This is a genomic window from Nocardiopsis sp. NPDC055824 (assembly GCF_053616335.1).
In genome coordinates this window covers 1-21,614 of the sequence record NZ_JBSHDN010000105.1, presented here as the reverse complement: position 1 = coordinate 21,614, position 21,614 = coordinate 1, and the positions used below count along the sequence as shown (strand labels likewise).

The 21,614-nt window shown below is 72.5% G+C and carries 17 protein-coding genes; 7 read left to right on the top strand and 10 right to left on the bottom strand.

The annotated features are described in order from the left end of the window. Nucleotides 1–387: 387 nt before the first annotated feature. The gene (gene pcrA / locus ACWGL3_RS20220) at nucleotides 388–2,718 is read right to left on the bottom strand and encodes a DNA helicase PcrA (RefSeq protein WP_452461667.1); all 2,331 of its coding nucleotides are present in this window, start codon (nucleotides 2,716–2,718) and stop codon (nucleotides 388–390) included. 168 nt (nucleotides 2,719–2,886) lie between these two features. Between pcrA and ACWGL3_RS20215 the strand changes: the two genes are divergently transcribed. Next, complete coding sequence (locus ACWGL3_RS20215; RefSeq protein WP_344182066.1) at nucleotides 2,887–3,816, top strand: nucleoside hydrolase; 930 nt, start codon at nucleotides 2,887–2,889, stop codon at nucleotides 3,814–3,816. A gap of 106 nt (nucleotides 3,817–3,922) precedes the next feature. On the opposite strand, the gene ACWGL3_RS20210 is transcribed toward ACWGL3_RS20215, so the two are convergent. Further along, the gene (locus ACWGL3_RS20210; RefSeq protein ID WP_276567173.1) at nucleotides 3,923–4,594 is read right to left on the bottom strand and encodes a response regulator; all 672 of its coding nucleotides are present in this window, start codon (nucleotides 4,592–4,594) and stop codon (nucleotides 3,923–3,925) included. Between the two features lie 121 nt (nucleotides 4,595–4,715). After that, complete coding sequence (locus ACWGL3_RS20205) at nucleotides 4,716–5,930, bottom strand: ATP-binding protein (protein ID WP_452461666.1); 1,215 nt, start codon at nucleotides 5,928–5,930, stop codon at nucleotides 4,716–4,718. A gap of 209 nt (nucleotides 5,931–6,139) precedes the next feature. On the opposite strand from ACWGL3_RS20205, the gene ACWGL3_RS20200 reads away from it, so the two are divergent. Then, the gene (locus ACWGL3_RS20200) at nucleotides 6,140–7,630 is read left to right on the top strand and encodes a PspC domain-containing protein (RefSeq protein ID WP_431061450.1); all 1,491 of its coding nucleotides are present in this window, start codon (nucleotides 6,140–6,142) and stop codon (nucleotides 7,628–7,630) included. Then, complete coding sequence (locus ACWGL3_RS20195) at nucleotides 7,617–7,844, top strand: hypothetical protein (RefSeq protein ID WP_267946597.1); 228 nt, start codon at nucleotides 7,617–7,619, stop codon at nucleotides 7,842–7,844. The genes ACWGL3_RS20200 and ACWGL3_RS20195 overlap by 14 nt, the downstream gene beginning before the upstream one ends. Before the next feature lie 116 nt (nucleotides 7,845–7,960). Here ACWGL3_RS20195 and rsmA read toward each other — a convergent pair whose 3' ends face one another. Together rsmA and ACWGL3_RS20185 are read right to left on the bottom strand one after the other, a co-directional pair. After that, nucleotides 7,961–8,845 (bottom strand): 16S rRNA (adenine(1518)-N(6)/adenine(1519)-N(6))-dimethyltransferase RsmA, encoded by an 885-nt coding sequence (gene rsmA, locus ACWGL3_RS20190; RefSeq protein WP_267946598.1) that lies wholly within the window; start codon nucleotides 8,843–8,845, stop codon nucleotides 7,961–7,963. A gap of 56 nt (nucleotides 8,846–8,901) precedes the next feature. Next, nucleotides 8,902–9,975 (bottom strand): ubiquitin-like domain-containing protein, encoded by a 1,074-nt coding sequence (locus ACWGL3_RS20185; RefSeq protein WP_452461665.1) that lies wholly within the window; start codon nucleotides 9,973–9,975, stop codon nucleotides 8,902–8,904. A gap of 416 nt (nucleotides 9,976–10,391) precedes the next feature. Between ACWGL3_RS20185 and ACWGL3_RS20180 the strand changes: the two genes are divergently transcribed. The 3 genes from ACWGL3_RS20180 to ACWGL3_RS20170 all read left to right on the top strand — a co-directional run bounded on the left by ACWGL3_RS20180 (nucleotide 10,392) and on the right by ACWGL3_RS20170 (nucleotide 14,903). Continuing rightward, the gene (locus ACWGL3_RS20180) at nucleotides 10,392–11,486 is read left to right on the top strand and encodes a CaiB/BaiF CoA transferase family protein (RefSeq protein ID WP_267946599.1); all 1,095 of its coding nucleotides are present in this window, start codon (nucleotides 10,392–10,394) and stop codon (nucleotides 11,484–11,486) included. Between the two features lie 156 nt (nucleotides 11,487–11,642). Then, a complete protein-coding gene (locus ACWGL3_RS20175) occupies nucleotides 11,643–13,952 on the top strand; it encodes a hypothetical protein (protein WP_267946600.1) in 2,310 nt (769 codons plus the stop codon). Nucleotides 13,953–14,549: 597 nt separating this feature from the next. Beyond that, complete coding sequence (locus tag ACWGL3_RS20170) at nucleotides 14,550–14,903, top strand: STAS domain-containing protein (RefSeq protein WP_267946601.1); 354 nt, start codon at nucleotides 14,550–14,552, stop codon at nucleotides 14,901–14,903. A 150-nt stretch (nucleotides 14,904–15,053) separates the two neighbouring features. On the opposite strand, the gene ACWGL3_RS20165 is transcribed toward ACWGL3_RS20170, so the two are convergent. Beyond that, nucleotides 15,054–15,749, bottom strand: coding sequence for a M50 family metallopeptidase (locus ACWGL3_RS20165; protein WP_267946602.1), 696 nt, complete (start codon nucleotides 15,747–15,749; stop codon nucleotides 15,054–15,056). Nucleotides 15,750–16,017: 268 nt separating this feature from the next. Between ACWGL3_RS20165 and ACWGL3_RS20160 the strand changes: the two genes are divergently transcribed. Next, nucleotides 16,018–16,608: a hypothetical protein gene (locus tag ACWGL3_RS20160; protein WP_267946603.1), complete on the top strand. Its 591-nt coding sequence runs from the start codon at nucleotides 16,018–16,020 to the stop codon at nucleotides 16,606–16,608. Nucleotides 16,609–16,709: 101 nt separating this feature from the next. Here the strand turns inward: ACWGL3_RS20160 and ACWGL3_RS20155 are convergent, their stop codons facing one another. The 4 genes from ACWGL3_RS20155 to ACWGL3_RS20140 all read right to left on the bottom strand — a co-directional run bounded on the left by ACWGL3_RS20155 (nucleotide 16,710) and on the right by ACWGL3_RS20140 (nucleotide 21,477). Continuing rightward, nucleotides 16,710–17,153, bottom strand: a complete 444-nt coding sequence (locus ACWGL3_RS20155; RefSeq protein ID WP_267946604.1) for an SRPBCC family protein — start codon at nucleotides 17,151–17,153, stop codon at nucleotides 16,710–16,712. Nucleotides 17,154–17,209: 56 nt separating this feature from the next. Beyond that, complete coding sequence (locus ACWGL3_RS20150; RefSeq protein WP_267946605.1) at nucleotides 17,210–18,157, bottom strand: NUDIX hydrolase; 948 nt, start codon at nucleotides 18,155–18,157, stop codon at nucleotides 17,210–17,212. Nucleotides 18,158–18,231: 74 nt separating this feature from the next. Beyond that, nucleotides 18,232–20,334 (bottom strand): RNA degradosome polyphosphate kinase, encoded by a 2,103-nt coding sequence (locus ACWGL3_RS20145; protein WP_267946606.1) that lies wholly within the window; start codon nucleotides 20,332–20,334, stop codon nucleotides 18,232–18,234. 210 nt (nucleotides 20,335–20,544) lie between these two features. Continuing rightward, a complete protein-coding gene (locus ACWGL3_RS20140) occupies nucleotides 20,545–21,477 on the bottom strand; it encodes a CPBP family intramembrane glutamic endopeptidase (RefSeq protein WP_267946607.1) in 933 nt (310 codons plus the stop codon). Between the last annotated feature and the right edge of the window lie 137 nt (nucleotides 21,478–21,614).

Genomic DNA, 21,614 nt, shown 5'->3' with positions numbered 1-21,614 from the left:
GCGTCTGCGTTTCCGCTTTGTTGTGTCTTTACTTTATCAGGTGTTCCGCGCCCCGCCAAATCGGCGGTTTGTGGCGGTTCTGATCGGGGTAAAGCCCGTTTGCTTCGTCTGCTTTTGTCCGAATGGACTGGGCTTTTGAAGCGACTCCCTGAGTTTACATGGCCCGAACAGTGCTCGAACCGCGAGGCTCGGAGGACCGTACCGGTGATGACTCTGGGAGAGACCGGCCCGTCCGCGGAGATTCCGCGTCCGTCTCGCTCGGTCTTGACCAACTGTACCCCTGCGCCGGAGTCCTCGTGACGCGTTCCGGGGAATCCGTCCGTGTGGTGTGTCCCGCTCCCCTCCGCCCGCGCGGGCGGGACCGGGACACACCGGCACACGTCGGCGTCAGAGCTTCTCGATCGGGGCGTACTTGACGAGGAAGTCCTTCTCGCCGATGTCGGCGCCGAAGTCGATGCGGGCCTTGGTCTTGTCACCTGTGCCCTCGACGAGCTGTACCCGGCCCATGCCGAACGAGTCGTGGTTGACCAGGTCGCCCACGCCGAGCGTCGGCGCCTCCTTGCCGGCGCCGCGGCGCGGACCTCCGCCGAAGGTGCTGCCGAACCCGCCGGAACCGCGCCCGCCGCCGATGCCGCGGCTGGGCGGGGCGGCCAGGCTGGACTCCGCCCTGCGCCAGTCGACCAGGGAGGCGGGGATCTCGTCCAGGAACCGCGAACCCGGGTTGTAGGAGGGCGTCCCCCAGGCGCTGCGCACCGCCGCGCGGCTGACGTAGAGGAGCCGCTGGGCGCGGGTCAGGCCCACATAGGCCAGTCGCCGCTCCTCCTCAAGCTGCGTCTTGTCGCCCAGCGTGCGGGTGTGCGGGAAGACGCCGTCCTCCATGCCGGTGAGGAACACCGCGGGGAACTCCAGCCCCTTGGCCGCGTGCAGGGTCATCAGGGTGACGACGCCGCCGGTGTCGTCCGCGTCGGGGATCTGGTCGGTGTCCGCGACGAGGGAGATCCGCTCCAGGAAGTCGACCAGCGTCGGCTCCCCGGGATCGAGGGTGCCGGAGGGGACGGCGCCGTCCTCCTCGTCCTCGTCCGGGGGCTCCTCCTCCAGGAGCGCGGCGAAGGTGTGCTCGAACTCCCTGGCCACGTCCACGAACTCCTCCAGGTTCTCCACCCGGCTCTCGTCCTGGAGGTCCTTGGACTCGGCGAGCTCGGAGAGGTACCCGGTCTTGCTCAGCACCGCCTCGACGACCTCGGCGGGCGTGCTGCCCGGCACCGCCTCGGCCAGCTCGTCGAGCAGGGCGGTGAAGTTCTGCACCGCCTTGACCGAGCGGGTCACGATCCCCGGCGCCTCGTCCACCCTGCGCAGCGCCCTGGAGAAGGAGATGCGCTCGCGTGCGGCGAACAGCTCCACCGCCTCCTCCGCCCGCGCCCCGATCCCGCGCTTGGGCACGTTGAGGATGCGCCGCAGGCTGACCGTGTCCTCGGGGTTGGCCAGCACCCGCAGGTAGGCGAGGATGTCGCGGATCTCCTTGCGCTCGTAGAAGCGCACGCCGCCGACGATCTTGTACGGCAGGCCGGTGCGGATGAACACGTCCTCGAACACGCGGGACTGCGCGTTGGTCCGGTAGAACACGGCGACCTGGCTGGGCGTGACCGTGCCCTCGTCGGTGAGCTTGTCGATCTCGCCGACCACGAACGCGGCCTCGTCGTGCTCGTTGTCGGCGACGTAGCCGGTGATGGCCGGGCCGTCGCCCTGCTCGGACCACAGGTTCTTGGCCGGGCGCCCCTCGTTGCGGTCGATGACCGCGTTGGCCGCCGAGAGGATGTTCTGGGTGGAGCGGTAGTTCTGCTCCAGGAGGATGGTCCGCGCGCTGGGGAAGTCCCGCTCGAACTCCAGGATGTTGCGGATGGTCGCGCCGCGGAACGCGTAGATGGACTGGTCCGCGTCGCCGACCACGCACAGCTCGGCGGGCGGCACCACGCCGGTGTCGGAGTCCTCGGCCGCGCCGACCAGCTCGCGGACGAACGCGTACTGGGCGTGGTTGGTGTCCTGGTACTCGTCGACCATGACGTGTCGGAAGCGGCGCCGGTAGTACTCGGCGACGTCCGGGAACATCTGGAAGAGGTTGACGGTGACCATGATCAGGTCGTCGAAGTCCATGGCGCCCGCCTCGTGCAGGCGCCGCTGGTAGAGCTGGTAGGCCTCCGCCAGCTTCTTCTCCTGCTCGGTCTGGGCCTGCTCGGCGGCCGTGTCGTAGTCGACCAGCTCGTTCTTGAGGTTGGACACCTGGAAGGAGAACGACTTGGGCGGGAACCGCTTGGGGTCGAGGTCCATCTCCTTGCAGACCAGCTGCATCAGCCGCGCGGAGTCCGCGGAGTCGTAGATGGTGAAGCTGCTGGGGTAGCCGAGCCTGTGCGCCTCCCTGCGCAGGATGCGCACGCACGCCGAGTGGAACGTCATCGTCCACATGGTGTTCGCGGCACGGACGCCGAGGAGGGCCTGGATGCGCTCCTTCATCTCGGCGGCGGCCTTGTTGGTGAAGGTGATCGCGAGGATCTCACCGGGGCGGACGCCGCGCTCGGCCATGAGGTGGGCGATGCGGTGCGTCAGGACGCGGGTCTTGCCCGATCCGGCGCCCGCCACGATCAGGAGCGGTGCGCCGCTGTGGGTGACGGCGTCGCGCTGGGGACCGTTCAGACCTTCGAGAAGCTGCTCTTGGGAGGACACTCCTCCAGGTTACGGCCGCCCGGGGACGGCGGTGTCCCGGTCACCGGAGGCGCCTCCGCACGTTCTGCCCGTTTCGCGGGTGAAAGTGCGCTGACCGGCGGCCTAGGCTGTTTTAGTACGGGTCCCCGGCGGGGGACCGCGGTTGTCTCGGGGGGAGTTTCCTTGACCATGCGTGTGTTCGTCGACTGCGATCCGGGGATCGACGACGCCGTCGCTCTCGCCTACCTGGCCGCGCGCCCGGAGGTGGAGATCGTCGGGATCGGTGCGGTCTTCGGCAACAACAGCGTCGACATCACGGCGGACAACGCGCTGCGGCTCCTGGAGCTGTACGGCCGTCCGGACGTGCCCGTGGCGGTCGGCGCCGCCCGGCCGCTGGTGCAGGCTCCCCGCCTCGCCGCGCACGTCCACGGCGGCAACGGCCTGGGCGACGTGGAGCTGCCCGCGCCCGCGGGCAAGCCGGTCGCGGAGTCCGCTGCCGAGCTGCTGGTGCGTCTGGTCCGCGAGGCCCCGGGGGAGATCGACGTCCTGGCGGTGGGCCCGCTCACCAACATCGCGATCGCGCTGGGGCTGGAGCCGCGGCTGCCGGAGCTGGTGCGGCGCCTCGTGGTGATGGGGGGCGCGGTGCGGGCCCCCGGCAACGTGACCTCGCACGCCGAGGCGAACATCAACAACGACCCCGAGGCCGCGGAGGCGGTGTTCGCGGCCGGGTTCGACCTGGACCTGGTGGCGCTGGACATCACCATGAAGACGGTGGCGACGCCCGAGTGGCTGTCCGACCTGCGGTCGGTGCCGGGTGAGCGCGCCGAGCGCACGTCGGCGTTCCTGGACTTCTACGCGGACTTCTACACGGGGATCTTCGGCGTCCGCCAGTGCGCGATGCACGATCCGCTGGCCGCCGCGGTCCTGGTGGACGGGCACCTGGTGACGGACTCGTTCGAGGCGCCGCTGCGGGTGGAGCTCTCCGGCGGGCTCACGCGCGGGATGACCGTCGCCGACCTGCGCCCGCGTCCGGGGGCCGACGACCGCCGGCCCGCCCGGGTGGTCACGGGGGTGGCGGAGGCGGAGTTCCTCACCAGGATGATGGACTCCCTGCGCTGACGCGCCGACGGCGGTCGCCCCCCGGGGGGCGGCCGCCGTCGCCGTTCGCACGGCGGGTACGCGGCGTCCCTCCGGCCGGGGCGGGCCCCGCCCCGGCGGAAGCGCGTCAGACGAGCCGGCGGGCCGTCGCCCACCTGCTCAGCTCGTGCCGGTTGGAGAGCTGGAGCTTGCGCAGGACCGAGGACACGTGCGTCTCCACCGTCTTGACGGAGATGAACAGTTCCTTGGCCACCTCTTTGTACGCGTAGCCGCGCGCGATGTGCCGCAGCACCTCGCGCTCGCGCTGGGTGAGGCGGTCCAGCTCGGGGTCGACCGGCGGGGCGTCGGTCGCGGAGAACGCGTCCAGCACGAAACCGGCCAGGCGCGGCGAGAAGACCGCGTCGCCGTCGGCCACGCGCACGATGGCGTTGGCCAGCTCCTTGCCGGAGATGGTCTTGGTGACGTAGCCGCGGGCGCCGCCCCGCACCACGCCGATGACGTCCTCCGCCGCGTCGGAGACCGACAGCGCGAGGAAGCGGATCTGCGGGTGCTGTGACAGGACCCTGCGCAGCACCTCCACACCGCCGCCGCCGGGCAGGTGGACGTCCAGGAGGACGAGGTCGGGCTTCTGCTCCCCGATGACGTGCACGGCGCTGTCGACGTCCCCGGCCTCCCCGACGACGTCGACGGCGTCGCCCAGTTCGCCACGTACCCCGCTGCGGAACAGCCGGTGGTCGTCCACGATCACGACGCGGGGCACCGCGTCACCGTCACTGAAGGTCGTGCTCTCGTCTCCCACACCCTGGACTCTACCCACGTCGGGGGGCGGGGGACAGCGGCGCCCGGGGTCGCGGCGCCCGTTGTCCGCATCCGGTCGGCGGACGGCGCCCCGGGGTCCTCCCTCTCGGCTCCGGCCGGCGCTACGCCTCCGAGATGCGGGCCATGCGGAGCTGCACCTCGGTGCCCTCGCCCGGACCGGTGCGGATGCGCGCGGAGCCGCCGTGGCGCTCCATCCGGCCGAGGATGGATCCGCGCACGCCCATGCGGTCCTCGGGGATGTCGTCCATGTCGAACCCGGCGCCCCGGTCGCGGACGAACACGAGCACCTCGTCCTGGTCGACCTCGCCGAACACGGAGATGCTGTCGGTGCCCGCGTACTTGGAGGCGTTGACCATGGCCTCGCGGGCGGCGCGGAGCATCGCGGAGAGGGCGTCGTCCATGGGGCAGTCGCCCACGCACACCACCTCGATGGGGACGCCGTGCTCCTCCTCGACCTCGGCCGCGACGCGTTCGAGCGCGGGCGACACGGTGGTGTCGGCGTCGGCGGGCCGCTGGTAGAGCCAGCTGCGCAGGGCCCGCTCCTGGACGCGGGCGAGGCGCTGGACCTCCCGCGGGTCCTCGGCCCGGCGCTGGATGAGCGTGAGGGTGTGCAGGACGGAGTCGTGGATGTGGGCGGCGAGTTCGGCGCGCTCGGCGTTGCGGATGCGCTCGCGGCGCTCCTGGTCGCGTTCGCGGACCAGTCCGATGATCCACGGCGCGGCGATCAGGGAGACCCCGGCGAGGAGGGTGAAGGCGAAGGTCAGGCCGGCGCGGGCGTTCTGGAGCTGTTCCTGGAAGACGAGGAAGCCGATGACGCCGACCACGACCAGGAGGACGCCCGTCCCGGCGCGCATGACGCCCTTGCCGCCCCGGTCCCCCCTGCCGACGGCGCTGGTCATCCACTCGTCGCGCTGGGAGGGGTTGGCCTGCTGCCAGAGGATGATCCCTCCGAGCGTCCCGAACACCACGAACCAGAGCAGGGGGTCGAACACCCCGCCGAAGAGCAGGAACAGGAAGCCGAGCGCCGCGGCGAGGCCGACGTAGGCGATCAGCTGGGAGATGTCGCGGCCCTTGCGCCGGCCCTCCGCCTCACCGGGTCCGCGCTCGTCCCCGTCCTCCGGGTCGGCGGGGACGAAGAAGTACAGGGCGACGTACACGGCGAGGCCCATGCCGCCGACGGACAGGGCCATGAAGGCGAGGCGGACGACCACCGGGTCGAGTCCGAGGTGCCGGGCCAGTCCGGCGGCGACCCCTCCGAGGAGCCTGCCTTCCACCGCGCGGGTGAGCCGCGGGGTGTCCGCGGCCGTTGCTGCCACCGCCCGATCACCGCTTTCCGTCGCGTGGCGCGGGGTGTGCGCGCCGCTCGTGTGTCCTGTGCTCCAGGATGCCCTCCGTGGGAGGTGTTCGGCATCCGGGGCGCGTCCCTGGTCCTGCCCTGGCCCCGGTCAGGGTGTGTTCAGGGTCGTCCCGGATGCCGTGGCGCGTGGTTTCGGGTGACCATGGGTGGGTGAGGAAGGTGCGGTGAGTGACCATGGCTGACGATCCGACTCCCGGCGGTCCGGGGGGCGGCGCGTTCCCGGCGCCCGGTTCCCCGGGAGCCGCGGAGGGCGTGCCCCGGGCCGCCGCCGAGGCGCGCCCGGAGGCTTCGGGGCGCGAGATCCGCAAGGGGGACGAGGACCGGGTCCTCGCCGGTGTGTGCGCGGGCCTGGGCCGGTACACGGGGGTCGATCCCGTGGTGTGGCGGACGGGGTTCGTGCTGACCGCGTTCGCCGGGGGCGCCGGCCTGCTGCTCTACACCGGCGCGTGGATGCTGATGCGCGGGCCGGAGGGAGGTCCGGCGACGTTCGAGCAGATGCTGAACCGGAGCTTCCCCTCGCGTGCGGTGCCGAAGCTGCTGGCCGTCGGGTTGGCGGTGGCGACGGCGTTCAGCCTGGTGGGCGGCCTGGGGTGGTCGACCCTGGTGCTGGCGGTACCGCTGGTGCTGGGGCTGCTGACGGCGCGCAACCGCGGGGTGGACCTGCGGGCGGCGTTCGCGGAACTGCGGCAGGACCTGGCGTCGAAGGAGCCGCCGCCCGCGGCCCCGGTGTCGGGGCCGTCCCCGACCTACTACAACCCGGCCCAGCCGTGGGCGTCCGCCCCGCAGGGCCCGGTGGACCTGGCGGTGGTGGCGGAGCGTTCCGCGCACGCCGACGGGTCGGGAGCGGCGGGGGAGGACGACGACGCGGAGGAGGGGCCCGGCGGACGGCACGGGGGCAGCGGTTCTTCCGCCGTCGACCCGGACCGGGACACCGGCGGGACGTGCCGCAGGGGTGCGCCGCTGGCGTCGTTCGCCCTGTGGACGGTCGTCGCCGGGGCCGTCCTGGTCCCGTTGGCCGTGTTCGGCTGGTCGTCCTCGCTGTGGAGCGCGCAGACGGCGACGCTGCTGTTCGGCCCGGAGACGGGCGTGTTCTTCCTCGCCGGGGTCCTGGCGGTGATCGGCCTCTGCTCGCTGGTCGGCGCCTGGGCCGGCGATCCCCGCGGCCTGGTGTCCATGGGGCTGGTGGCCGCCCTGGCGCTCGCGCTGGCGTCGGTGACCGACCTCACCCGGGTGCGGATCGGCGGGGAGACCTGGCGTCCGGCCACGGTCGCCGAGGCCGAGGCGGGCGACCACCTGCTCACCGTGGGCTCGGGGACCCTGGACCTGACCGGCATCGGGGACCTGGGGCCCGGCGAGACCGCCGACGTGTCGCTGAGCGTGGGCGCCGGCCACCTGGAGGTCCTCCTTCCGGAGGACGTCCGCGTCGCGTTCACTGCGGACGTCGGCCTCGGGATGGTGGACCTCGGAGGCACGGGGGACGGTGGTGAGCTGGTCGGGCACTCCCTCGTCCACGAGGAGGTGTACGAACCCGTCCCGGTCTCCGCGCCCGGCGGCGCGGCGGAAGGTCCGGCGGACGGCGACGGGGCCGAACCCCCGTTGATCAACGTGCGCACCGATTCTCGGGTCGGGGTAGTGGAGGTACGGCATGGCGAAGCGTAGGACCGACTGGGGCTCGTTCGTGGCGGGGCTGCTGTTCCTCTCCCTCGCGGTCGCGTTCGCCGTGCGCGGCACCGGCGACTGGGAGTTCGACGTGGTCTGGGTGCTGCCGGCCCTGGCCGTCGGCCTGGGGGTGGCCGGGGTGGCCCGCGTGCTCACGCGGCGGTCGCGGAAGGAGGGGGCCGTGGCGGACGGCCCGGGCGGGGCGAAGGACTGACGCGCGGGAGCCCGGTCCCGTGGGGGCCGGGGAGCGCGGGCCGAAGGGCGCCGGCCGACGGGGGCGGCGCCCTTCGGCGTGCGCGCACCCGGGACGCGTCCGGCCGCGGCCCGGGGCTATCCGGCGGCGGGGCGCTGCTCGGCGATGGCCGCGAACCCGGCCACGTCGAGGGACTCCCCGCGGGCGCCCGGGTCCACGCCCGCGGCCCGGAGCGCGGTCTCGGCGGCGGGGGCGGACCCGGCCCAACCGGCCAGGGCGGCCCTCAGGGTCTTGCGGCGCTGGGCGAAGGCCGCGTCGATCACGGCGAAGACCTCCTTGCGGGTGGCCTTCGTGTCGGGCCGGGGGCGGCGGACGAGTTCGACGAGCCCGGAGTCGACGTTGGGGGCGGGCCAGAACACGTTGCGTCCGACCGAGCCGGCGCGCCGTGCCCGGGCGTACCAGGCGACCTTGGCGGAGGGGACCCCGTAGATGCGCCCGCCGGGGGTCGCGGTGATCCTGTCGGCCACCTCGGCCTGCACCATGACCAGGACCCGCCGGAGGCTGGGCAGGAGTTCGAGCAGGTGCAGCAGAACGGGCACCGACACGTTGTAGGGCAGGTTGGCCACCAGTGCGGTGGGTGCAGGGCCGGGCACCTCGGAGATGCGCATGGCGTCCCCGGGGACGACGGTGAGCCGGTCGGCCAGCTCGGGCGCGTGGTCGGCGACGGTTCCGGGGAGGGCGGCGGCGAGCGCCGGATCGATCTCGATGGCGGTCACGTGGCGCACGTGCGGGAGCAGTGCCAGGGTGAGCGAGCCCAGGCCCGGTCCGACCTCGGCCACGACGTCCTCGTCGGTGACGCCCGCGACCCGGACGATGCGGCGGACGGTGCCGTGGTCGATGACGAAGTTCTGGCCCAGGGTCTTGGTGGGCCTGATGCCGAACCGCTCGGCGAGCGCCCGCACGTCGGCGGGCGTCAGCAGGCGGGAGCGGTCGTCGGGTGCGGGTGTCTGTGTCACCCCCACATCTTGCCAGCTCCCGCCCGCTGCCCCGGCGGTCGGTCCGGGCGGGGCCCTTCCCCCTACTCGAAGAGGTGGGCGCCGCAGTGGGGCCACTGGCTCCGCCAGTTGCCGCCGACGGCGTCGTAGAGCCGCTGTGCGCGCCGGGTCTGCTCCGACGCGCCGGCGTCGGAGGGCAGCCCGGTCCCGCCCACCGACTGCCAGGTGGCGGCGCTGAACTGGTAGAGGCCGTAGTAGCCGCCCGCGGAGTTGACGGCCCCGGCGTCGCCGCCCGACTCGCACCGGGCGAGGGCTGCCCAGTTGAGGTCGGCGGCCGCTCCCCCGCCGGCGGGGGGCGCGGTGCCGATCTCGACGAGCCCCTCGACGGGTTCGGTGACCACCTCGTTCCGGAGCTCGTGCGGAACCTCCTCGCCGTCGAGCAGGACGGTGGCGGTGGTGACCCTCCGGAGCCCGTCCACGGGTTCGGTGACGACCTTGCGCTCCCCCTCGGGCAGGTCGGGGTTGTCCCGCTCGACGGTCTCGGCCGTGATGGCCTTCTCCTCCGTGACGGGTTCGCCGACGACGGGGGTGATCTCGACGACCATGTCGGGCTCGGCCGGCTCGTCCGGGGCGGGCGAGACGATGTCGTGCTCGCCGGGGGCCACCCCGGCGGAGAGGAGGACGTCGGCGACCGTCGCCCCGGTGGTCCTCGTCTCGGTGCGCACGGTGTCGTACATGACGACCATGCGCGGCGCCCGTTCGGCGGTGACGGTGAGGCCGCCCTCGGGGACGGGGGTGTCCCGGTCCTCGGACAGTTCGACCCCCTCGGGGTCCAGGCCGATCTCGCGGAGCGCCTCGTCGAGGGTGAGCGCGTGGACGCTGTGGTCGTGCCGGTGGCCGTCGAGTTCGAGGACCAGCTCGCGCGGGGAGCGCAGGACCACGTGGTCGCCGGAGGCGATCGGGGTCTCGGGGGGCGGGACGACGAGGTCGCCCTTCCCCGGTGTGACGCCCGCGGAGTCGAGGACGTCCTGGACCGTGCCGCCGAAGGTGTGCACGGTCCGCTCGTCGCCGTTGGCGTCGAGGACCACGCCGCGGTCCATGGCGAAGGCGGTCCCCACGGCGGCGACGGCGACGGCCCCCGCGACCGCAACGGCCATGAACGGGCGCGGGAGTCCGCCCCGTGCTCGCCGTCGGCCTTTGGCACGGCGCGTGCGCTTCTTCGGGGTAGCGGGCATGGCGGCTGCATCCTTCTCGGAAAAGGGGTGGTTCGGGTTTCTCCGGTTTCGCCCGGGTAGGGCTGCCCCTGGAGCCGTCTCCGCTGATGGCGACGGCGGTCCGCGGGATCTCCACGCGGCTTCGCGGCTCTCTCCCACGAGCACGGACACATTAACACCCATTGTGGTTCGCGTTTTTAATCAGCCGAAATGATTTTCCTTCTGCCGGTTTTAGTTACCCTTCTTCCTTTTCTCCTTCAACGGTCTTGTGCGGTGCCGCTGTGGCGCCCTCCGCACGGAGCCTGCACAATGAACCGAACCACGTTCTAGATCGCTCTCTCAGCTGGAGGCCCGCACCCATGGGACCCCTCACCGGAATCCGTGTCGTCGAGTTCACCGGGATCGGCCCCGCGCCGATGGCCGGGATGCTCCTCGCCGACCTGGGTGCCAGTGTCATCCGCCTGGACCGCCCCCCGGCCGCCGATGCCGTGAACGCCGGGGCCGACGGCCCCCACATGAGCGAGGGGCGCACCGTTCTGGGCGCCGACCTCAAGACCGACGGGGGGCGCGCCCTCGCCCGCGACCTGGTCGCCCGCGCCGACGTCCTCCTGGAGGGCTTCCGTCCCGGGGTCATGGAACGCCTCGGGCTCGGCCCCGACGCGTGCCTCGCGCTCAACCCCCGCCTGGTGTTCGCGCGGGTCACCGGCTGGGGCCAGGACGGCCCGCTCGCCCGCACCGCCGGACACGACATGAACTACGTCTCCGTCAACGGCGCCCTCCACGCCATCGGACGCGCGGGCGGCCCGCCTGTGCCGCCGATCAACCTCCTCGGCGACTTCGCCGGGGGCACCATGTTCGCGGTCACCGGGATCCTGGCCGCCCTGGTCGAACGGCAGTCCTCCGGCCGGGGCCAGGTCGTGGACGCCGCCATGGTGGACGGCAGCTCCCTGCTCATGTCGATGGTCCACGAGGACCGGGCGCGCGGCGCGTGGAGCGACGAGCGCGGCACGAACTACCTGGACACGGGCGCCCCCTGGTACGACGTGTACGAGTGCTCGGACGGCGGGCACGTGTCGGTGGGCTGCATCGAGCCCCAGTTCTACTCCGCGTTCCTGGCAGGTCTGGGCCTGACCGGCGAGGACCTCCCCGGCCAGTGGGACCGGGACGGCTGGCCCCGGCTGCGCGAGCGCTTCGCGGAGGTCCTGCGCACCAGGAGCCGCGACGAGTGGGCGGCGGTGTTCGACGGCGTCGACGCGTGCGTGATGCCGGTCCTGTCCCTGGAGGAGGCCCCCGACCATCCGCACGTGCGGGCCCGCGGGACCCTGGTCCGCCACGGGTCCCGGGTGGTCCCCGGTCCGGCCCCGCGCTTCGACCGGACGCCCGGCGGTGTCACCCGCGGACGCGAGCGGCCCGACACCGGCACGACCCTCCGGGAGTGGGGCATCACCGGCTGACCGGTGCGGCGGTCCCGCGCCGGGCCGTCCCTCGGGGGCGGTTCGGGCCGAGGGGCCCCGGCCCGGGCCACGCGCCCGGCGGGCGCGGGTCCCCCTACCGGGCGCGGATGGTCACTATCGTGGCCAGTCCGGCTGAGCGCGACTGGGGGGTTCGCCATGCCACGACGGCTCGTCACACGGACGGCGGCGCGCTGGGGGGCGCGCCTGGGTCCGCTCGTCCTGTCCGGGGCGGTCCTGCTGTGCGCCGCCGCGCCGACGGCGGCCGCGGAGCCCCGGACACCCGCGGCGTCCGCCTCCGCGGAGGTTCCCCGGGCCGGGGGCGGCCCCGATCTGACGGACCGGCGCGGCGGTCCGGTGGTCCTCGTGGGCGTACCGGGACTGCTGTGGCAGGACGTGACCCCGGAGCACACACCGACGCTGTGGGGGATGGCCGAGGAGGGCGCCATCGGCAACGTGTCGATCCGCAGCGCCACCTCCCGCACCTGCCCGACGGACGGCTGGCTGTCGGTGTCGGCCGGGCAGCGCGCCCTGTCCGAGCGCGAGCGCTTCACCGTGTGCGAGGCGGCGCCCGAACCCGAGGGCGACGGTTCGGGCGCGGTGGTCCCCGGGTTCGACTCCTACGTGCGGCTGAACGAGCGCTCGGCCTTCTCCGCCCCCGTCGGCCTGCTCGGGGAGACGGTGCGGGACTCCGGCGGAACCACCCTGGCGGCGGGCCCCGGCGCCGCCCTCGGCGTCGCCGACACCTCCGGCCGCGTCGACCACTACGCCGACGGGCCGCTCGACCTGACCACGGAACGCCTGGAGGGCGTGTCCCTGGCCGCCGTGGAACTGCCCGAGCTCACCCGGCTGTACCCCGACCCCCCGCGGGAACGGGAGACGGACGGTGCGGAGGAGCCCCCCGAACCCGACCCGGAGGACGTGCCGGAATGGGCGCGTGAGGAGGCGCTGGCCGACCTCGACGGACGGCTGAGGGCCCTGGAGCGGATCCTGCCGGTCGGCTCGTCCCTCATGGTCGTCGGTGTGTCCATGGACACCGGTCCCTCCCAGCTCACCGTGGCCCTGTCCGGGGAGATCACCGAGGACGGGTTCTCCGGGAGCGAGTCGTACCTGGCGTCGGAGTCGACCCGGCGCCCGGGGCTCGTGGCCCTCACCGACACCACGCCGACCGTCCTCACGGCGCTGGGGCTCAGGGCGACGGAGCCCACCAGCGGGCGGGTCTGGCACCTGGCCGAGCGTCCGCCGTCGGTCGAGCAGGCCCTCGTGCGCCTGGTGGACTTCAACACGGCGGCGGTGGTCGTGGGCGCGGCGATCCCCGGCTTCTTCAGCGGACTGGTCGCCTTCCAGCTCCTCATCTACGCGGCGGCGGCCTACGCCCTGCACCGGTACTCGGGCCGCCAGCGCGGCAAGCGCGCCCTGGTCCTGTCGGTGACGCGGATCGTCGCGCTCGCGGGCGCCGCCTTCCCCGTCGCCAGCTACCTGGCCAACCTCATCCCGTGGTGGGCCTCCGGGAGCCCGCTGGTGGCGCTGCTCGCCTGCGTGGTGACCGCCGACGCCCTGGTGGTGGCGCTGGCCGTGGCCGGACCGTGGCGCCGGAGCATCCTGGGACCGATGACGGTCGTCGCGGGCGCGACCACGGCGGTGCTCTTCCTCGACCTGTGCTTCGGGGCGAACCTGCAGATGAACTCGCCGACGGGCTACTCGCCGATCGTGGGCGGGCGGTTCTACGGGATAGGCAACATCGCCTTCGCGACGTTCGCGACCGGCATGCTCATGGCGGTCGCCGGGATCGCCCACGGGCTGATCGCCCGGGGCCGGCGGCGCGCGGCCGTGGCGACGACCCTGGCGGTCGGCACCGCGTCCGTGCTCATCGTCGGCTGGCCCGGGCTGGGCACCGACTTCGGCGGGGTGCTCGCCCTGGTCCCGGGACTCGCGGTGACGACGATGATGATCGCCGGGGTGAGGGTCACCCCCCTGCGGCTGGTGGCCGTGGGGGCGGTGGCGGTCGCGGCGATCTCGCTGCTCTCGTGGCGGGACTACCTGCGCCCGCCGGAGGAGCGCAGCCACCTGGGGGCGTTCGCGGCCCAGGTGGTGAACGGCGAGGCCGGGACCGTGCTGGCGCGCAAGCTCGGTGCGATGCTGGGGACCCTCGGCAACTGGCAGCTCACGCTGCTCGCGGCCTGCGCCCTGGTGTTCCTGTTCGTGGTGCTCAACCGGCCGACCAAGTGGCGGATCGGGGCGCTCCAGCGCGCCTACGAGTACGCGCCGACACTCCGGGCCGGCCTCACCGGCTCACTGGTGACGGCCCTCGCGGGGTTCGCGGCCAACGACTCGGGGGTGGCGATCCCCGCGATCGCCCTCACCGTGGCGGTTCCCCTGACGCTTTCCGCGTGCGTGTGGGCGGTCCAGCAGGAGGACCTGGACCAGACACCCGGCCGTCAACCGACCGAGAACGCCCACTGCTTGTGATCTGTGCCTCATGAGGCACAGGAAGAGCAAACAGCACGAGCACGACCTTGCGTCGCTCACGTCACGAATCGGCCACGGTCCTATGGTAAAGTCCGAGGCTGGGCGGGTCCGTTAGAGGAACATGGCACCTGCCGGGGCCCCTGGGGATCCCGGTGACCGACCGCCCGGCACACGGGGACGGCCGCGATTCCACCGCCCCGGAAGGCCACTCCTCGACCGCGAGGGGAATGCCCGCTCCCACGGGCGGGTTCACAGTTGCAGAGGGCTGGGAGTGGCCCGAAGCGACAAGCGACGCGTCCGCCGACGCACCACGCGTCCTCCGCCGTCGACGGCGGGACAGGACGCGTCCAGGAACTTTCGACCCGGGTTCGCACGTTCGACGGGCATCCGTGCTTCACGCGGAACCCCCAGGACACCCAGGTGAGAAGGCGTTTCGTTCCCGGACCCAGCCCGGGGCACCACGCAAGGAACTTGATGAACCATCAGCTTGGCCACCGCGGTAACGCGGCGAACGCGCCGGTCGACGCACGCTCATGGAGCGGCGTACGGCCCGCCTCGCCGACCCATCGGGCACGTCCCGAATACGCCGGAGTCGCAATGCCCGACCTGAACATCTCCTCCACCCTGCACGACGCCGGGCGCGTTCTGGCGCTGGACGGGGAGATCGACATGGCCACCGAGCACCGCTTCCAGGAGGCGGTGACCCAGGCCCTGACCACTCAGCCGTTCGGGCGGGTCGTACTGGACTGCTCCGACCTGCGGTTCATCGACTCCAGCGGTCTGCGCGTCCTCATCCGGGCGCACAAGGCGGCCAAGGAGCAGCAGGCGCTCCTCGCCATCGCCTCGCCCATCCACCGGGTGATGCAGACACTGCGGGTGACGTCGCTCGACACGCGCATCCCCGTCTTCACCACGGTCTCCGAGGCACTCGCCGCACCGCGCGCCGACTGACCGTCCACCGACGGGGAGCCCCGACCCGCTCCCCGGTCGGCGAGGGCCGTACGGGCCCCGCCGGACCCCGCACAGGGCGCGACCACCGGGCCGCGCCCTTTCGTGTGTCCGGAACCGGCCGTCCCCCGCGGGACGTGCCGACCGGTCGCCTCAGAAGAGCAGCAGCCACACGCCGAGCGCGGTCACCGCGAGGTTCACCAGGGCGAACACCACCACCCAGAGGGTGCCGGGCACTCCGGTGAGCCGTGCGAGCTGGTCGGCGTCGGAGTGGGGGGAGGGGTTGCGCCTGCGCTGGGACTGGAGCTCGAAGACCGGTCGCACGCCGGCGAAGAGCAGGAACCAGATGAACAGGTAGGCGAAGGCGGCCTGGACCTCGGGCGGGGTGAACCAGCTGACGCCGAACACCACCGCGCCGGTGACGACGACCGACACCACTCCGTAGACGTTGCGGATCATCAGCAGCATCGCGGCCAGCACGACGATGCTCAGCCACAGCAGGGCGGTGATGCGGTCGGACATGAGCATGAGGATGCCCAGGAGCCCGATGACCGACGAGGAGACATAGCCCGCGAAGACGGTCAGGATCATGCCGATGCCGGTCGGCCTGCCGCGGGAGACGGTCACACCGGAGGTGTCCGAGTGGAGCCGGATACCCGTGAGCTGTCGGCCGCTGAGCAGCGCGACGAGCGCGTGCCCGCCCTCGTGGGCGATGGTGACGACGTTGCGTCCGACCCTCCACGGTGGGCCGAGCAGGACGGCGGCCAGGGCCAGGACGGCCGCGGAGACGACGATCCACGACTCCGGCTCCGGTTGTACGGACAGGACTTCCTGCCAGACGTCACCCAAGGTTGTTCCCACCACTGCCCCCGACTCCTGCTTCGGCGTACCGTCGACGGGCCCGACCGGTTCGCGCCACGGCTGCCGGGAGACGCGGAGAACACGGGCCCTTGCCGAACTTTAGGGCATATGGCCGAGTGCTGCGGGGGCCTGTGGATAACGGTCGGGGCGGCACGAAAACGGGTGCACCGCACCGATGAACTGGCCAAAAGGGGACGACCGTCCTACAGTCGCGACTGACAGTAGTTACTCAGATACATAGAGCAAGGATCATGTCGTGAAACGTATCGCCGGACTCGCTCTCATCACCCTGGCCGCCGGTGCGGCCGTCGGCCTGGCCGCCTCCCCCGCCTCCGCGTGGGCCGGGGCCGAGGGGCCCCGCGGCTCCGAGCGTCCCGCAGCCGAGCAGTCCGGCCTCGGGGGCTACGACGGCCACGGGCAGGACCACGGCTGGTCCGAAGGCCACGGGCAGGACCACCACGGAGGGAACACCGGTCACGGGCACCCCGGCCAACCCGCCGGGGCCGGTCACGAGCACCCCGGCCAGCCCGCGGGGGCCGAGGAGGCCGAGCACACGGAGGCGGCCGAGGGCGCGGAGGCCGAGGCGGAGAGCACCGAGGCCGAGACCGTCGAGGGCGAGGCCGTCGGAGGCGCGGACGCCGCCACCGCGGAGGCCCCCGGGGCCGAGGAGGCCGAGCACACGGAGGCGGCCGAGGGCGCGGAGGCCACCAAGGGCGCGGAGGCCGAGGAGACCGCCGAGGCCGAGGAAGCCGAGGAGGCCGAGGAGGAGACCGGGGCCGAGAGCACCGAGGGCGCGGAGGCCCCCGAGGCCGAGCTCGTCGAGGCCGAGCACCCCGGCTACTTCTAGCCGGCGGGCCCCGGACGCCCACGCGGCGCCGGACCCGTGTGAACAGCTCCGCCCACGGCCGCCGGCCGTGGGCGCCGCCGTTCCCCGGGACCGGGGAGGGTTCAGGCCCCGTCCCGCTCCGCCGCGGCCTTGAGGCGCTCCAGGGTCCTCTCGATGCTGCGCCCGTTCTTCGCCGGCATCCCCATCAGGACGTAGAACGCCGGGAGCCCCCGCGAGTAGTCGAAGGTCTCGGTGACCCGGGTGCCGCCCTCCGGCAGTTCCCGGAGCTCGTAGCGCCAGCGGTGGGGTCCCCCGTGCCGCCAGGCGATGAGCCGGTCCTCCTCGTACTCCACCACCCGGTTGGTGATCCGGTAGCCGACACCGAACATGCGCATGTCCATGCCGAACTCGCTGCCCCGCTCCAGCCGGTCGGGGCCGAAGTGGGTGCCGCGCACGGTGCCCGAGCCGTCGAACTCGGAGTGCAGCGCCGGTGACGCGACGATGTCGAAGATCCGCTTGGCGGGGGCGTCCACCACGACGCTCCGCGCAACCTTGTGTTTGGCCATGACCGCATCATGTCACCGTCGTCCGCCGCGCCCCGCGCGGGTCCGGCGAACCCGGCTCAGCCGCGGAGCGCGTGGCGCTCCACCCCCGCCAGCGTCCCCCCGGAGGGTTCGACGTGCACCACCCAGAACGATCCCTTGCGCAGCCCCAGCTGCTGGGTGACCGGCGCCCCCAGCCGTGTGAGCGCCGCCGACATCAGCTTCGGGATCAGCTCCCCGTGCGTGCAGACGACCGTCGGCCGCCCTTCGGCGATGATGCGCCCGAACTCCTCGCGGGCCTCCTCCACGTCGTACTCCGACCCCTCCCGCACGGTGAAGGCGCGCTCGGTCCGCATCGGCACGTCGTGCTCCACGGTGTACGGCAGCACCGACTCCGTGCACCGCGCGGCGGCCGAGGAGACCACCCGGGGGCTCCCGTAGGCGCCGAGCACCCGGGACAGGGCCAGGGCGTCGGACCGCCCGGCCCCGTCGAGGGGGCGCAGCAGGTCGCTGCCGGACCACGCGCGCTTGTCCCCCGCCGACAGGTGCCGCAACAGGATCACGGGGACGGTGACGGCGGGCCCGGCCCGGAAGTTGTCGAGGACCTGGACGTCGTGGTCGTAGGTGAGCCTGTCCCGTGCCTCCGCCACGGGGACCCACTCGACCAGTTCGACCTCCTCGTTGGGCTTGTAGTCGATCTCCCCGCCGGGGAGGTCCGGGGTGGCGGCCCACCACTCCACCTGTTTGGGCCACCCGTCCTTGAGGTAGTGCTGCGGCGGGAGCCTGCGCCCCATCAGCGGGGTCAGCCCCGTCTCCTCCTCGACCTCGCGGACCGCGCCGGTGAGGGGGTGCTCGCCGTTCTTGAGCTTGCCCTTGGGCAGGGTCCAGTCGCCCCGCTCCGGGCGGCGGATGAGGACCACCTCGGTCGCGCCGCCGGCACCCGTGCGCCACAGCACGGCGCCGCCGGCGCGGATGGGTTCGAGGTAGCCGCCGACCGCCGTGTCGCGCGGCGGGAAGGCACTGGTCACGCGTACCTCCCGTTCCGGTCCCCCGGTTCTCCCGTCCGGGGTCCCGGCGTCCGCGCCGGCCTCCGCTCCCCCGCTCATCCGCCCTCCACCACGCGCAGGTGGCGGTCTCCGCGCAGGCTGTCCTGGAGGTCGACGAGGGGCAGCCCGTCCTCGCCGTGCGTGTGCCGGGTCCACGTGCCGTCCGGTTCGAGGCGCCAGGACGAGGTGGTGGCGGCCATGGCCAGGTCCATGAGCCCGACCAGGCGGCGGCACTGCTCGGGGTCGGAGATCCGGACGAGCGCCTCCACCCTGCGGTCCAGGTTGCGCGGCATCAGGTCGGCGCTCCCGATCCACACCTGCGGCCGCCAGCCGTTGGCGAACACGAAGATGCGCGAGTGTTCGAGGAAGCGGCCCAGGATGCTGCGGACCCTGATGTTCTCGGAGAGGCCGGGGACGCCCGCGCGCAGGACGCAGCTCCCGCGCACCCACAGGTCGACGCCCACCCCGGCCTGCGAGGCCCGGTAGAGGGCGTCGATGATCTCCTCGTCGACCAGGGAGTTGACCTTGATCCGGATCCGGGCGGGGTCGCCCTTGAGGCTGTTCTCGATCTCCTGGGAGATCTGCTGGAGCAGGCCCTCGCGCAGTGCTGCCGGGGCGACGAGCAGGCGGCGGTAGTGCTTCTTGCGGGAGAACCCCGTCAGACTGTTGAACAGGTCGCTGACGTCCTCCCCCACCTCCGGCTCGGAGCTGAACAGGCCGAAGTCCTCGTAGATGCGGGCGGTGCTGGGGTTGTAGTTGCCGGTGCCGACGTGGCAGTAGCGGCGCAGCAGCCCGTCGTCGTCCTTGCGTATGACCATGGACAGCTTGCAGTGGGTCTTGAGTCCGACGACGCCGTAGACGACGTGGCACCCCGCGAGTTCGAGCTTGCGCGCCCACTGGATGTTGTTCTGCTCGTCGAAGCGGGCCTTGATCTCGACCAGGACCACGACCTCCTTGCCCGCGTTGGCGGCCTCGATGAGGGCCTCGACGATGGGTGAGTCGCCGCTGGTGCGGTAGAGGGTCTGCTTGATCGCCACGACCGCGGGGTCGGCGGCGGCCATGGCCAGGAACCGTTCGGTGGTGGTGGCGAACGACTCGTAGGGGTGGTGGACGAGCACCTCCCGCCCGCGGATGGTCGAGAAGAGGTCCCCCATGGTCAGGGCCCGCGGTTCGACCGGGACCATGGGCTGGAAGCGCAGTTCCGGCCGGTCCGCGTCGGCGATCTGGGCCAGCCCGGCGAGGTTGAGCGGCCCGGGCACGCGGTAGATCTCCTCCTCCTCGGCGCCGAGCTCCTCGGTGAGGATCGACAGGACCTCGGCGGAGATGGTCTCCTCCACCTCCAGGCGCACGAGGGGGCCGAAGCGGCGGCGCAGGAGTTCGTTCTCCAGCGACGTGACGAGGTCGTCGGTCTCGTCCTCGTCCACCTCCAGGTCGGCGTTGCGGGTCACCCGGAAGGCGTGGTGCTCCAGGATCTGCATGCCCTCGAAGAGCTGGGGCAGGTGGGCGGCGATGACGTCCTCGACCGGGACGAACCTGCCGCCCGGGCGGGGGCCCGGCTCGATGAAGCGCGGCAGGGAGCTGGGCACCTTGACCCGGGCGAACATGCGCCGCTCGTCGAGCGGGTCGCGGACGGTGACCGCGAGGTTGAGCGAGCGGCCGGAGATGTAGGGGAAGGGGTGCGCGGAGTCGACCGCGAAGGGGGTCACCAGGGGGTAGACGGAGCGCAGGAAGTAGCCGTGCAGGTACTCGCGCTCGTCGTCGTCCAGCTCTCCCCAGCGCACGATGCGGATCCCGGCGTCCCGCAGGGCGGGGGCGACGCTGTCCTCGAAGCACGCGGCCTGGCGGAGCATCAGCTCGTGCGTGAAGAGCGAGATGCGTTCGAGGAGGGCGCGCGGCCGGTGTCCGCTGGAGGAGGCGACGGCGAGCCCGGTGGCCAGGCGCCGTTTGAGTCCGGCGACCCGGACCATGAAGAACTCGTCGAGGTTGCTGGAGAAGATGGCCAGGAACCGGGCGCGCTCCAGGAGCGGGATGTCCTCGTCCTCGGCGAGTTCCAGGACCCGCTGGTTGAACCGCAGCCACCCCTCCTCCCGGTCCATGAACCTGTCGGCGGGCAGCTCGGTCGTGGGACCCGCTGGCGTTGGCGCTGATTCCGTGCTCACAGTGGGCAGACTCCCCCTCTTTCATGACCGCACGGTGACAACCCCGTGAGGGGGAAATGACCTCCACGCGACCGCTATGGACCTTGTGTACCCACCCACGGGCGGATGTCAGGGTATTTCGCGGACGGATTGCCGGTCTTGCACGGTCCGAGAACGGAAAGGGGACCGGTCACAGGGGTGGGGCGGGCGGGCGGACGTGCCCGCGGGGCCCTAGGTGATCCCGATCTGGAGGTCCGGCGGCATGATGACGACGAACATCCCGATCCGCATGAGCACGTTGAGCCACGTGTTCCGGAAGCAGGCCCACAGGTAGCCGTAGAACGCGCCTGCGGTGGCGTAGGTGAGCAGGGACAGCCCGGTGTCGTACACGAAGTCGACGCCGGTCAGCTGGGACACGGCGTCGTAGGGCTGGATGACCGCGTAGGTGAGCGCGAAGACCACCGAGGTCGCCAGGATGCCGCCCCACCGGCCCATCAGGATCTCCAGGCGGGTCTGCACCATGCCCCGGAAGAAGATCTCCTCGCAGACCGCGACGAAGGCGAACGCGAGCACGAAGCCGACGAGGGGGAAGGACACGGGCGGGAGCCCGGTGTACGGGACGAGCAGGTAGGCGATCAGGCCCAGGGCCAGGCCGACCGGGGCCAGGCCCGACCAGCGCCAGCCCTCGGTCACCTTCAGCGCGAGGGAGGGCATGGCGGTGCCCTTCCCGTCGATGGTGACGCCCGAGCGGTCCATGACCAGCAGGGGCAGGGTGAAGAGGAACAGCAGCCGGGACACCAGGGAGGCCGACATCGCCAGATCGGCGCCGATCGTCGCCTCGTACATGCCGAAGAACAGCGACAGCACGACCATGCTGAGGACGAAGGCGCCCAGGCAGACCGCCAGCCAGGCGAGCTCCCGGCCCAGGGGGTGGCCCACCATCGCCGCGGCGATCCTGCGGTCCAACGCGTCAGGCGCCCCCAGCGACCGGACCAGGGCCCAGGCCAGGAGGCCGCCGACCAGCATCGGCCCCCAGGAGACGAGGAAGAGGACGGCGAAGTCGCCCAGGACGTCGGAGCGCAGGTCGGGGTGGACGGCCATCGGCACCGCGACGAGCAGGACGGCGAGGGCCGACCACCAGGTGAGCCCCCATCTTCGCACCATGGTCACAAGAGTCCCCCCTGTATCAGGACTCTCATTCTGCCCAAGAGATAACTAAAAGCTGTCCAATGACCACGGTATGTCGCCACTCGTCTCGGATCGGGGCGCTCCGGACGGCGGAACGGGGCGGGCCCGGGTCG